Source organism: Candidatus Nanopelagicales bacterium, from assembly GCA_018003655.1.
Lineage (GTDB): Bacteria > Actinomycetota > Actinomycetes > S36-B12 > UBA10799 > JAGNDY01.
The window spans coordinates 1-13,300 of record JAGNDY010000020.1; the positions used below are offsets into that span (position 1 = coordinate 1).

12 protein-coding genes are annotated in these 13,300 nt (G+C 63.1%); 4 read left to right on the top strand and 8 right to left on the bottom strand.

The window, feature by feature from the left end; translation table 11 throughout:
- The 6 genes from KAZ48_04785 to mshB form a co-directional block, all read right to left on the bottom strand.
- Positions 1-955, bottom strand: a 955-nt coding sequence (locus KAZ48_04785; protein ID MBP7972092.1) for a citrate (Si)-synthase, incomplete at its 3' end; no start/stop codon positions are given.
- Between the two features lie 3 nt (positions 956-958).
- A complete protein-coding gene (dapC, locus tag KAZ48_04790) occupies positions 959-2,077 on the bottom strand; it encodes a succinyldiaminopimelate transaminase (GenBank protein MBP7972093.1) in 1,119 nt (372 codons plus the stop codon).
- A 10-nt stretch (positions 2,078-2,087) separates the two neighbouring features.
- Entirely contained in the window at positions 2,088-2,414 is a 327-nt protein-coding gene (locus tag KAZ48_04795) for a ferredoxin family protein (GenBank protein MBP7972094.1), read from the bottom strand.
- 78 nt (positions 2,415-2,492) lie between these two features.
- Positions 2,493-4,304: a VanW family protein gene (locus KAZ48_04800; protein MBP7972095.1), complete on the bottom strand. Its 1,812-nt coding sequence runs from the start codon at positions 4,302-4,304 to the stop codon at positions 2,493-2,495.
- 86 nt (positions 4,305-4,390) lie between these two features.
- Positions 4,391-4,951: a flavin reductase gene (locus KAZ48_04805; GenBank protein ID MBP7972096.1), complete on the bottom strand. Its 561-nt coding sequence runs from the start codon at positions 4,949-4,951 to the stop codon at positions 4,391-4,393.
- A 7-nt stretch (positions 4,952-4,958) separates the two neighbouring features.
- Positions 4,959-5,852: an N-acetyl-1-D-myo-inositol-2-amino-2-deoxy-alpha-D-glucopyranoside deacetylase gene (gene mshB, locus KAZ48_04810; protein MBP7972097.1), complete on the bottom strand. Its 894-nt coding sequence runs from the start codon at positions 5,850-5,852 to the stop codon at positions 4,959-4,961.
- Positions 5,853-5,980: 128 nt separating this feature from the next.
- Between mshB and KAZ48_04815 the strand changes: the two genes are divergently transcribed.
- Positions 5,981-8,002 (top strand): S9 family peptidase, encoded by a 2,022-nt coding sequence (locus KAZ48_04815; protein MBP7972098.1) that lies wholly within the window; start codon positions 5,981-5,983, stop codon positions 8,000-8,002.
- Positions 8,003-8,109: 107 nt separating this feature from the next.
- Here the strand turns inward: KAZ48_04815 and typA are convergent, their stop codons facing one another.
- Complete coding sequence (gene typA, locus KAZ48_04820; GenBank protein ID MBP7972099.1) at positions 8,110-9,984, bottom strand: translational GTPase TypA; 1,875 nt, start codon at positions 9,982-9,984, stop codon at positions 8,110-8,112.
- 44 nt (positions 9,985-10,028) lie between these two features.
- On the opposite strand from typA, the gene KAZ48_04825 reads away from it, so the two are divergent.
- Positions 10,029-10,328, top strand: a complete 300-nt coding sequence (locus KAZ48_04825) for a 4a-hydroxytetrahydrobiopterin dehydratase (GenBank protein MBP7972100.1) — start codon at positions 10,029-10,031, stop codon at positions 10,326-10,328.
- Between the two features lie 12 nt (positions 10,329-10,340).
- Positions 10,341-10,994, top strand: coding sequence for a hypothetical protein (locus KAZ48_04830; protein ID MBP7972101.1), 654 nt, complete (start codon positions 10,341-10,343; stop codon positions 10,992-10,994).
- Between the two features lie 40 nt (positions 10,995-11,034).
- On the opposite strand, the gene ychF is transcribed toward KAZ48_04830, so the two are convergent.
- Positions 11,035-12,108, bottom strand: coding sequence for a redox-regulated ATPase YchF (ychF, locus tag KAZ48_04835; GenBank protein MBP7972102.1), 1,074 nt, complete (start codon positions 12,106-12,108; stop codon positions 11,035-11,037).
- A gap of 45 nt (positions 12,109-12,153) precedes the next feature.
- Between ychF and rmuC the strand changes: the two genes are divergently transcribed.
- Complete coding sequence (rmuC, locus tag KAZ48_04840; protein ID MBP7972103.1) at positions 12,154-13,293, top strand: DNA recombination protein RmuC; 1,140 nt, start codon at positions 12,154-12,156, stop codon at positions 13,291-13,293.
- Positions 13,294-13,300: the final 7 nt, after the last annotated feature.

The window sequence follows — 13,300 nt, forward strand, 5'->3', positions numbered from 1 at the left end:
GATCGTAGTTCTTGTAGACCCGATGCCCGAAGCCCATCAATTTGACGCCGTCCTCACGGTTCTTTACCCGCGCAATGAACTGATCTACCGAGTCGTCGGACTCATGGATCTGCGTCAGCATCTTGAGTACGGCCTGATTTGCTCCGCCGTGCAATGGGCCAAACAGCGCGTTGATGCCGGCTGAGACAGAAGCAAACAGGTTGGCCTGCGACGAGCCGACCAGACGAACGGTCGACGTCGAGCAATTCTGCTCGTGGTCGGCGTGCAGGATCAACAGCATGTCCAGCGCCCGGGACATCACCGGATTGACCTCATACGGTTCGGCGGGCCATCCGAACGTCATCCGCAGGAAGTTATCGACGATGCCGAGGCTGTTGTCCGGATACAACAGCGGCTGCCCACCAGAAGTCCGCAAGGCGTAGGCAGCGATGGTTGGAACCTTGGCAAGCAACCGGATGGTGCTGATTTCTACCTGCTCGGCATCGAAGGGGTCCAACGAGTCTTGGTAAAACGTGGAAAGTGCGCTGACCGCGCTCGACAGCACCGGCATCGGGTGGGCATCCGAGGGAAAACCAGTAAAGAAGTTCTTCAAGTCCTCGTGTAGCAGGGTGTGGATCCGCAGTTTGTCGCTGAACGCGGCCAACTCAGTCGCCGATGGCAGCCGACCGTAGATCAAGAGGTAGGAGACCTCAATGAACGTCGACTGTTGCGCGAGTTGCTCGATTGGATAACCCCGGTAACGCAGGATGCCCGCGTCTCCGTCGATGTAGGTAATCGCGGACTCGCAGGCGGCGGTGTTGACGAAGCCGGGATCGAGAGTCACGCAGCCGGTGCTCTTGAGCAGGTTCGACACGTCGAACCCGTCCTCGCCCTCAACGGCGGCGACTCGGTCGAGCGTGAGCTCACCGCCGGGATACTGCAATACGGCTGGCGAGTCAGCAGCGGTTTCACTCATGAATCAGACGCTACTCTCCGGCTCTGCAATGGCTAGCCGGCGCACCGCTTCCTGGACTCGGTCGTCGGTCGCCGTGATCGCCACGCGCACATGGGACTTGCCGGCCGGACCGTAGAAGTCCCCGGGCGCCACCACAATTCCACGATCGGCGAGCCAGCCAACGGTGTCCCAGCAGGACTCGTCACGGGTAGCCCACAGGTACAGACCCGCGACCGAATCGTCGATTCGGAATCCCGCTTCGGTCAGCCCGGCGATCAGCAGTTCGCGGCGAGCACGGTACGTCGAGCGCTGTGCGACGACGTGCCCGTCGTCGCACAGGGCGGCGGTCGCTGCCTGGGCGATGGGTGCCGGGACCATCATGCCCGCGTGTTTGCGGACCTCCAGCAGGCCCGCGATCAACATCGGGTCACCGGCTACGTACCCGAAGCGGTAACCGGCCAGGTTGGATCGCTTCGACAACGACTGCACCGACAGCAGGCCATCAAACGATCCGTCGCAGACGTCAGGGTGCAGGATTGACATTGGCTGTTCGTCCCAACCGAGCTCGATGTAGCACTCATCGCTGGCAACTGTTACGCCACGCTGACGGGCCCACGACACGACCTTGCGCAGATGTTCGACTCCGAGGACGCGACCGGTGGGGTTGGCTGGCGAGTTCAACCACAGCAGGGCCGGGGTCGATGGTCCCAGCGCGGTCAACGAGTCAGCCCGCATCACCCGGCAACCAGCGAGTTGAGCTCCCACGTCGTAGGTCGGGTAGGCGACCTGCGGGGTGACAACGGTATTCGTCGAGCCCAGGCCGAGCAGGGTCGGCAGCCAGGCGATGAACTCCTTGCTGCCGATCGTCGGCAGCACCGCGGTCGGATCCAGGTTCGGCACCCCGAGGCGGCGGTCGAACCAACCGGCGATTGACTCCCGCAGGGCCGTCGTGCCATGAGTGGTCGGATACCCAGGGCTATTGGCAGCCTCGCTCAGCGCCTGCTGGACCAGCACCGGCACCGGATCGACCGGCGTACCGATGGATAGATCGCACGTACCGCCCGGGTGCCGGGCGGCCCGCTCACGGAAGGGGACAAGGCTGTCCCACGGAAAGTCAGGGAGTTGGTGTCCGGCGAATGCCATCCAACAAGGGCTATTCGTCGTGCTCTTGCGGTGGCAAGCTCGCCACGAGGGGAACGTCCTTTTCGATGAGCCCGAGTTTCGCGGCTCCCCCGGGTGATCCCAGATCGTTGAAGAACTCCGCGTTAGCCGGGGTGTAGTCGCGCCATTCCTCCGGAACGTCGTCTTCGTAGAAGATCGCCTCAACCGGGCAGACCGGCTCGCACGCCCCGCAGTCGACGCACTCGTCGGGGTGGATGTAGAGCATCCGCTCACCCTCATAGATGCAGTCCACTGGACACTCGTCGATGCAGGCCTTGTCCTTCAAATCCACACAAGGAAGGGCGATCGTGTACGTCACGTTGGTGCTCCTGTTCGCATGAATCGGTAACCGTGGGTCAGCTTATGACGTGGGCCGCACAAGGGGTCACTCGCCCGGCTACGACAGCGGTTTGTTTGCCGATGCGCACTCGACTTTGGGCTCCGGGATGTAGTGCGTCCGAAAGTCCTGCCGTTTCACTTCTCTGCCGTCATTGAGGAAGACGCGCGCTACCGAGATGTCGAACCCGTTCACCCCGGCCGTCGTGACACAGTCGGGTCCGGAGTTCTGCTCGGTGGGAAACGGTGTGACGTTCTGTTTGGGACCTGAGACCGCCTTGATCTTGCCGTACTGCTTCTTGCCCCAGATCGACACCCTGACCGAATCGTTGGTCATCTTGGTGGTGATCAGCACGCCGTTGGGGGTGTCGTTGCGGAATTTCAAGTCCAGCTGACCCCAGGCGACAGTGGCCTCCAAGCCCGGGCGATACCGGGAGATCCAGATCAGGTGCGAGCCCTGTTCCACTCGCTCCAGACCGGCAAAGAATGCTGACGTCCACAGCGTCGTTGCCAGCGTCGAAACACCGCCACCGAGGTCTTCCTGGAGTCGGCCGCCCTCGCCGACGACGTACCCGGTCGTGAAGCCATTCGCTTTGGTCCGCTCGCCGACGATGTCATTCATTGAGAACGTGTCGCCTGGACGCAACAAGGTGTTGTTGATCTTCTTGGCAGCCTGGCCAATATTTTGCACCCGGTAGGCCGCATACGGGAATGGCTGGGTAAATCGGGCCATCGGTTCGGTGATTCCCAGCGCCGAGGCGTCCTCGGTCGTGAGCTTCGGTTGCAGCGGACCCAGCGACAAAGTGGCGGATCGGGCATCACCGGTCTTATCCAGCGCTGCTGTTACTTGGTCAGCCAAGTTCTCGTCGGTTACACCACTGCCGGCCGCGGAGGGTGTCAGAACCGGGGTTCCGGACGAGACATCCCAACTCGCGTCCTTGGCTGGCGTATCGACGGACTTGAGCTGATCGCCAAGCCGAGCGCGTAGGGCTGCCCCATCCACGACGGGCCGCAACTGCCCATCCTGTACTTGAAAGGTCAGCGCGGACGCTATGTCCGCTGGCGTCGCCTCGGCCGTCACATCGCCAGCCTTGATCGCGATCGGTTCGGCGACGGCAACGGTCGCTGCGCCAGCTTCGACTCCGCGAGCCTGCTCCGGTGACACGGTTGGTGATGATGATCCGACCGGGAGTTCGATGGGCTTGTCGGCGGTCAGGTAACCACTCGCGATGGCACCGGCGGCGGCATCACGGTTCACCAGGGTCCCTGTGGTGCCTTCGGTGAGTTTCGGGGTCGTTGCGACGTAGGTGATTTCCGGCTCGGCCATTGGTCGGTCGAACCTGGCGCCAATGGTCTCGACTTGGTTGGTCAGTTTGGTCTGATCCAACGTGAGGATGATCGGCTTCTCGCCACCACCGCTCCACGTCTTGGGCAGGTCGAAGGGGTTCCATCTGTTGGCTGCGGCGGAATCGACTGTGGCCGCCACGTCGGCATCAATACCGAGGTCCGATGGACTCACCGAGATCGTGTTATCCAGCGCCGTCAGCTTGATCGCTTCGTCACGGCGGGCAGCAACAGCAGCGTTGAGTGTGTTCAATGCGCTTTGGCGGTCGAGGCCACCGATGGCAACCCCATTGACCGTGACGCCGTCAGGAACCGTGTTGGAGCCCAACGCGTAGGCGGTCGCGAACATCGCGGTCGCCCAGAATAGGAACAGCACCGTTATTCGGATAGTGCGCTGCTGGCGAGTGACCGGAGGGCGCTGGCTGCGCGGGGTATTGGTCGCAGTGTTGGTAGTCAGCAGGTCCGGGGCGGAGTCGTCAGCAGCCTGACTGCCCGCTGACTGGGGCGGACTCGAGATGCCACTCGACACACGAACTCCGCTCGTACGCAATTGACCTGCGACGTTGCGACTCTGCGGTCGCTACGTCAACCTGACTTGCGCACATTTTAGACCGCTCAGGGAGTCAAATTGCGGTACCGGCGCGCCCAGTACGTGAGTGGGCGAGCGGCCGGATCGTCGTCCGCCTCATCACGTGCGGGGTCCCGAGTCGCCAAACCCAGGACCTGGCCAACGACGATCACGTGATCGCCGGAGACGAACTCGTGAACGGTCTGAAGCTCCAAGGAGGCGATCGCCTCGTCGAGAATGATCGCGGAGGTGATCGGACCGCGGTGGTGTGCGATGCGATCGAATTGACCGACCAGCGGCCTGCCCTTGGTCGCGAACCAACTCGCCGTGGGTGCCGCATCGGCCGACAGAATGCTCATCGCCCACCGCCTTGGCTCCCCACCGACCGAGTGGGAATCCTCCGTGGTGCACAGAGCGTCGTGGAACCGGGTGTTCGTTTCGATGCACATCAATACCTGCATCGGGTCGACTGACACTGTGCTGAACGAGTTGCCGGTCATCGCGTGATCGAAACCGTCAGAGATTGTGGTCACGACGGCAACGCCGGTGACCCACCGGGAGCCGACCTCTTTGAAGGATTCCGCGTTGACCTCGAGCTCTGACATCATCGGATGATCAGTCGATACTCAGGCCAGCAAAGACATCCGACTCTTGGCCGCTGACATCTGGTGGGCCGACCTGACCCTTGATCAACCGGAAACTCTCCACCCCCATCGCGCCATCGGCGATGTCGGAGAGCGCGAAGAAGCCACTTTGCATGTCGATCTGGGTCGGGTACGCCCGCATCGCCGCCACCTTCTTCGGCAGGAACTCGCGGCCGTCGATCGCGGTCGTGATCAGTTCGTCGGAGATTCCAAACGGGATCTCGTCCGGGTCCATCTTGGCGATCTCGCTGGTGTCGCCGGCGGCCCGCAGGGCCTCGATACCCTTGCGAATCATCGCCTTGGACATTGCCGTCCAGTAGATCTTCGGGATGTCCCACGCTTCGCCGAGTTCTGGTCGGAAAGTCGGAGCTGCGGCAAGCATCGCGCCGTACATCGCCACCCGATGGGCTTGGATGTGATCGGGGTGACCGTAGCCGCCAAAATCGTCGTAGGTGATCAGGACGTGCGGCCGAACCTCGCGAATGATCGGAACCAGATCCGCGGCGGCAGTAAGCAGGTCGGTCTGCCAGAAGCAGCCGTCGCGATCATTGGTCGGTTCACCCATCATTCCGCTGTCGCGATACTTGCCGGGCTCGCCGAGTAGTCGCCAATCGGTCACTCCGAGTTCGCGCATCGCTGCTCCGAGCTCCTCGATGCGATGATCACCAAGGCGGTCCTCATGGGCTGCGCCGATGTGTTCGAGATCGGGTACCAGCACCTCGCCTTCTTCGCCGAGGGTGCACGTCACCAGCGTCACCTGTGCGCCGTCCGCCGCACACTTGGCCATGAGTGCGCCGGAGCCGATCGTCTCGTCATCTGGATGTGCGTGAACGAGTAAGATCCGGCGGTCAGCGACGTCAGTCATGGGTCGAGGGTAGCGAGCGGGCAGGATTGTTACCCGTGACGTACTCCTTTCCTCGCCAACAGGCCCGGACCAGGCGCTTCCGACTCGGCGCACCCGGCAACTTCCACATCGGGCGTGAGGGATCGCGGGTGGCTTTCACGCGATCATCGAGTGGCACCGATCCGGTCAATTGCCTGTGGCTGATCGAGCGCGACGGTCAGGAAACTACCGAGACCCTCGTTGCTGACCCGACCGTATTGAGCACCGACGGCGAAGACCTACCCGACGTCGAGCGGGCACGACGCGAACGGATGCGCGAGACGTCCGCTGGGATCACCTCTTTCTCGACCGACCGCGACGTGACCGTGGCCGCTTTTGCCCTGTCCGGACAGGTTGGCATCGCTCGACTGAGCGGAGAACGGGCTGTGCGACTGCTGGATGTGGCGGGACCGGCCATAGACCCTCGCGTTGATCCAACTGGGCAACGGGTGGCGTGGGTTTGTGACGGTTCACTGCATGTGGCCGACATTGATGGTTCGCATGCGCGCGTGCTGGTCGAGGCCAGCACCGCGAACGAGACTTGGGGTCTGGCGGACTTCCTGGCTGCCGAGGAGTTCGACCGGATGCGTGGGTTCTGGTGGTCACCGGACGGCACTCAGCTACTCGTTCAGCAGACTGATGACGCCAGCGTGGATCAGTGGTGGATCGCAGATCCCGCCAGCCCGACGTCGGACCCCCGACCGGTTCGCTACCCCGCCGCCGGCACCACCAACCCGGACGTAGCGCTGTGGCTGGTCAATCTGGATGGCGGTCGCACGGAGGTCGCGTGGGATCACGACCGTTACTGCTACCTGCTGTCGGTTCAGTGGAACTCCCGCGGCCCCGCGCTGGTCACGGTCTTGAATCGGGAGCAGAACGACGCGGCGGTGCTCACAGCCACGCTGGGGTCCGTCCGGACCACCGAGGTCGCGCGGTTGACCGATCCCTGCTGGGTTGAATTCGTGCCCGGCACCCCGACCTGGTCACCCACCGGTCAGTTAGTGAATACCGCGTGTGGTCTGGGCTCGGTCAGGGGCGTCAGCGATGCGATTACGGTTGACGGATCGTTGCTGGGGCCTAACAGCATGCGCGTTCGCGCCGTTCTCGACGTCGCCAACGACGGCCTGCTGCTGGCGACCAATTCCGACCCCGCGGAATGCGACGTCACCCACCTGTCCTGGGCGGGCACGGCGACCGCGGTGCAAGCAGGTGGATGGAACAGCGCAGTGCGCGACGGACGGACGCTGCTGCTGACTCGCACCGACTTCGGTGAACTCACTACGACGTATCGACTAGTGGATCTGTTGACGGATGGATCCACTGCGGCACTTGCCGACGTTGCTTCGAACGCTGAGGTGCCCGCCGTGGACTTGAACCTCGACTACCTGCGGGTGGGTGAACGAGACCTGGCCACCGTCGTCGTGTGGCCTCGCGACCATGAGCCGAGATCGCGTCGGTTACCTGTGATCATGAACCCTTACGGCGGCCCGCATGCCCAACGCGTGTTGGCATCGGGGCGTTCCTTCGCCGAGAACCAATGGCTCGCGGATCAGGGCTTCGCGGTGATCGTCGCCGACGGTCGCGGCTCACCCGGGCGCGGACCTGCCTGGGAGCGGGAGATCTTCCACGACTTGGCGACCGCGCCGCTGGCCGATCAGGTGGATGCCCTGGCCGGGGTCGCCGAGCGTTGGCCTGATGACATCGACATCGACCGAGTCGGCATCACCGGGTGGTCATTCGGCGGCTACCTCGCGGCGCTGGCCGTGCTGCGTCAGCCCGACATCTTTAGGGCGGCCGTCGCCGGAGCGCCCGTCACCAACTGGCACCTCTATGACACCGCCTACACCGAGCGGTACCTCGGTAATCCGCGCGCGGATGAGAGCCCTTACGAGGCCAGCTCCCTGCTGCCGCTGGCCCCCGACCTGCGGAGACCACTAATGATCATCCACGGTATGGCCGATGACAACGTCGTGGTTGCCCATTCCCTGCAACTGTCCGGTGCACTGACTGCGGCTGGCCGCCCGCACGAGTTCCTGCCGTTGTCGAACGTCACCCACATGACGCCGCAGGAGGAAGTGGCCGAAAACCTGCTGCTCCGCGAGCTCGACTTCTTCCGCCGTCACCTGGGATAGGGCCACAGGCGCGCTTTCGGTTCGAGTTTCCCAGTGCCGTGGTTGCTTTTTCGGGCGTTTTGCGACCACAACGCGGGGAAACTCTCCCGGCCTCAGGACCCGGCGGACTACTGGGTGCGGGCCTTGCCGCGGTTCTTTTGGCGATCCTGCGCTGACAGGTACACCTTGCGGATCCGGACGAACCCGGGCACGACCTCGACGCACTCGTCGTCGCGGCAAAACTCCAACGCCTGCTCCAGACCCATCAGCCGTGGCGGCGCCAAGCTCTCGAACGCCTCGCTCGTCGCGGACCTGATGTTGTTGAGCTTCTTCTCGCGAACGATGTTGATGTCCATGTCGTCCTGACGCGAGTTCTCGCCGACGACCATTCCCTCGTACACGTCAGTACCGGGTGCCACGAACAGCACGCCGCGCTCCTGTATCGAGAACGACGCGAACGCCGTGACCGCGCCCATCCGATCGGCAACGAGCGAACCGGATTGACGGGTACGCAATTCGCCGAACCACGGCTCGTAGCCCTCGAACGTCTGGTGGGCCATTCCGGTGCCACGCGTGTCCGTCAGGAACTGGGTGCGGAACCCGATAAGGCCACGGGCAGGAACCACGTATTCCATGCGCACCCAACCGGTGCCATGGTTGACCATCTGCTCCAGGCGGCCCTTGCGCGATCCCAGCAACGACGTGACGACGCCCACGTGTTCCTCAGGGACGTCAACCGTCAGCCGCTCCATCGGCTCGTGCAGCTTGCCGTCGATCTCCTTGGTGACGACCTGCGGCTTGCCGACCGTGAGCTCGTAGCCTTCCCGGCGCATCATCTCGACCAGGATCGCGAGCTGGAGTTCGCCGCGGCCCTGGACTTCCCAGGTGTCGGGTCGTTCGGTGTTCTCGACGCGGATGGACACGTTGCCGATGAGTTCCTGATCCAGCCGGTTCTTCACCTGCCGGGCCGTCAATTTGGTGCCTGTTCTACCCGCCAGTGGCGAGGTATTGATTCCGACCGTCATGGAGATCGATGGTTCGTCGACCTTGATCAACGGCATCGGGCGGGGGTCTTCTGGATCGGCCAAGGTGTCACCGATGTTGATGTCGGCGAAGCCCGCGATGGCGACGATGTCACCGGGGCCCGCGACCTCGCCGGGAACCCGATCGAGCGCCTTGGTGATCAGCAACTCGACGACTTTGGTCTTCTCGATCGACCCGTCGGACTTGCACCACGCCACCTGCGCGCCCTTGCGCAACTCGCCGGCGTAGACGCGAACCAGGGCAAGCCGACCGAGGTACGGCGAGGCATCCAGGTTGGTGACCTGCGCGCGGAGTGGTTCGGCCGGGTCGTAGGCAGGAGCGGGAACGGTTTTGAGGATCGTCTCGAACAATGGCTCAAGGTCCTCGCTGTCAGGCATCTCACCATCATCCGGGCGGTTCAGCGACGCGCGCCCGGCTCGGCCGGAGGCGTAGATGATCGGGAACTCGATCTGCTTCTCGTCGGCATCGAGGTCGAAGAACAACTCGTACGTCTCGTCGACGACCTCGGCGATGCGAGCGTCGGAACGGTCGGTCTTGTTGACCACCAGGATGACGGGCAGTTTCGCCTCAAGCGCCTTGCGCAGGACAAATCGTGTCTGTGGCAGCGGACCTTCAGACGCATCAACCAGCAAGACAATGCCGTCGACCATCTGCAGGCCCCGCTCGACCTCGCCGCCGAAGTCAGCGTGACCAGGCGTGTCCACAACGTTGATCACGACGTTCTTGGGAGCGCTGGGTCCCGTGTAGTTCACGGCCGTGTTCTTCGCCAGGATCGTGATGCCCTTTTCCCGCTCAAGGTCCATCGAGTCCATGACCCGGTCCTCGAGAGCAGCGTGCGCCGCGAAAGCACCCGTCTGACGGAGCATCTTGTCGACGAGGGTGGTCTTGCCGTGGTCAACGTGGGCGACAATCGCGACATTACGGATGTCGTCACGGACGCTGAGATTTTGTTCAGTCACTTACGAAGTGTAGAGGTCGCCAATAACGTGCAATCGTTGGCGCTATGGCGCGACTACTGGATCAGACAGAGATAGCTGAACAACTCACGAACCTCGGCGGCTGGCAGTTGCGGGAATCGACGTTGGTACGTGACTACGAGTTCCCCGATTTCCCGACTGCGATCAAGGCCGTGGATGCGATCGCGGTCGACGCGGAGGCGATGGCTCATCACCCCGACATTGACATCCGCTGGCGTCGACTGCATATCGAGCTGACCACCCACGATGCCGGCGGCATCACTCAACTCGACATCGAGCTGGCGCACCAGATCAAGCAGATCGCCGACGAGCTGGCGGCGATCTGAAAGGACGTCGCAATGCCGCAGGACTTGACCATTGGCTACGGAAGCGAGGCCCTCTCTGCCCCGGCTAGGCCCGTCGCCAGCGTCAACCTGTTTTGGTTGCCGTTGGGAGCCGGCGGACAATTCGTGCGCCTCAACGGGCGCATCTTCGAGGCCGTCGACGCCCGAATCCACAATCGCCAACGATGCGACCTCTACCACTCTGCGCTGACGATTCGCCTCGGCGACGATCGCTTTGTCATTGAGCAGGGGCCGGTCTGGAACAACACAGTCGCGCAACGTGGAGTGGTGTGCGAGGGGCCGGTTGGGTCTCGTTGGCTCGGTCGGACTCGTCTGTTCCGCTACGAGGTCCGGCGTTGGCGCGACGGAGTAATCCCCGACATGTCCGAGGCGGTTGCTAGTCCCTACCTGCTGAGCCGAGACCCCGTCCGCGCCCGCCGTCTACTCGAACTGGTTCCGCAGGTCCCCCGAGCAACCTGGGGCCGCGACGAATTGAAGACCGGTGAGATGTGGAACTCCAATTCGCTGATCTCCTGGCTGATTGCCCGAAGCGGTCTCGACACCCAAGCCGTGGCCCTACCGCCCCGGGGTCGTGCTCCTGGCTGGGACGCCGGGCTGGTCGTGGCCGCGCGACAACTGCGGAACCAGCCGGCAGGCACCGCGCAGTAGCACTGGCCCGCGACTGCCATCGGGTGCGCGACGCAGTCACTCACACGTTGAAACGGAACTCCACCACGTCGCCGTCGGCCATCACGTAGTCCTTGCCTTCCATCCGGACCTTGCCGCGCGATTTGGCCTCAGCCATCGATCCGGCATCGACGAGATCGTCGAATGCCACGACCTCGGCCTTGATGAAGCCCTTCTGGAAATCGGTGTGGATGACGCCAGCGGCTTGCGGAGCCGTATCGCCACGATGGATCGTCCAAGCGCGTGATTCCTTGGGACCAGCCGTCAAGTAAGTCTGCAGGCCCAGAGTGTCGAAGCCAGCTCGGGCGAGGATGTCGAGGCCGGGCTCGTCCTGGCCGGCTTCATGTAGCAACTCCGCGGCATCGCTCGCGTCAAGTTCGACCAACTCGGACTCAAGTTGCGCATCGAGGAAGACCGCTTGGGCGGGTGCCACGAGCGCGGCGAGTTCGTCCTTTAGTTCGGTGTTCGCCAATGACTCGGTATCCAGGTTGAACACGTAGAGGAACGGCTTGGCGGTCAGCAGGAACAGCTCCCGTAGTGGCTCCAGATCAAGACCGGCGGCGTGGACGGTCTTGCCCGAATCGAGCACCTCTTTGGCCTGCTGAGCGGCCGCGAGGACGGCAGCACGTTCTTTGTTCAGCCGAGCCTCTTTTTCCAACCGAGGCAGCGCCTTGTCCAGAGTCTGAAGGTCCGCCAGGATCAGCTCCGTATTGATGGTCTCGATGTCGTCTTTCGGGGAAACCTTGCCGTCGACGTGGACAACGTCGGAGTCCTCAAACGTTCGGACAACCTGACAGATCGCGTCGGACTCCCGAATGTTGGCCAGGAACTTGTTCCCAAGGCCCTGCCCCTCGCTGGCCCCTCGCACAATCCCAGCAATGTCGACGAACGACACCGTCGCTGGTAACTCCCGGTCGCTGCCGAAGATCTCGGCCAGCACACTCAGGCGCGGGTCCGGAACGCCCACCATGCCGATGTTCGGCTCGATGGTGGCGAAGGGATAGTTGGCCGCCAACACGTTGTTACGCGTCAGCGCGTTGAACAAGGTTGACTTGCCGACATTGGGCAGGCCAACAATTCCGATGGAAAGACTCACAAGGCTGCAGCCTAGTTGTCAGACCCTGCTGCCAGAGTGTCTGGCATGTCTGGACAAGCAAGCACCACCCAAATGCTGATCACCCTGGCGATCGGTCTGTTGCTCGGCGTCATCATCGGCGCACTCGTGGCCCGCAACCGCAGCGCTGCCCGAATGGGAGCGCTGCAGGCTGAGCTGGACGGGAACCGAGCGGTGGCGAACGAACGTCTTGAGCGGTTGAACTCGGACAGTCAGGGGCTGCATTCGGTGCAGACGCTGGTTGGACCCGTCACCACCTCGCTCAACGAACTGAATCAGCGGATTGGAGTCGCCGAGCGGGACCGACTACGCACGGAGGCAACCCTGACCGAACAACTGCGAACCATGACCCTGGCTAGCGAATCATTACGCAGCCAGACCGGCCAGCTAGCCCACGCGTTGAGTCGCAGCGAGTTCCGTGGTCGCTGGGGCGAGATGCAGTTGCGACGAGTGGTGGAGGCTGCTGGTCTCCTACGCGGCGTCGACTTCATCGAACAGGCGACCACCCCGTTCGCCGACTCGTCGCTGATACCTGACGTCATCGTCACGATGTCGGACAACCGGAAGATCGTGATCGATGCGAAAGTCGCACTAGATGCGCTACTCGACCCCGCAGTCGAGACGGCGCCGGCGGAACAAGCGCGAAAACACGCCGCCGCAGTGTCAACCCACATCGACCAGCTCTCCGGCAAGGAGTACTGGAAGCAATTCGAGCAGGCGCCCGAGTTTGTGGTGATGTTCCTACCGGCCGAGTCCCTACTGGGCACCGCCCTGCAAGTCGACCCTGGCTTGTTGGAGCGCGCATTCTCGCGCAACGTCGTGCTGGCAACGCCGGCGACGCTGCTTGCACTGCTGCGCACCGTGGCGATGGGTTGGCGCAACTACGACCTCGCGGAGAACGCGACCGCGATTCTCAGTATCGGCCGTGACCTGCACGGGCGGCTGCAAGTGATGTCCAACCACCTCACCAAAGTCGGGAGTTCGTTGGACGGTGCGGTGAGCTCCTACAACAAGTTGGTCGGCTCCTACGAAGGTCGAGTGTTGGTGGCGGCCCGAAAGATGGCGGAGATGGGCGTCACGCACGATGATCTTGCAAGTGTCTCAACCATCGAGCGGACCAGCCGAACGGTCGCTGGCGTGGCAGTTGCGGCGGTGGACGACGATTGACGTACCG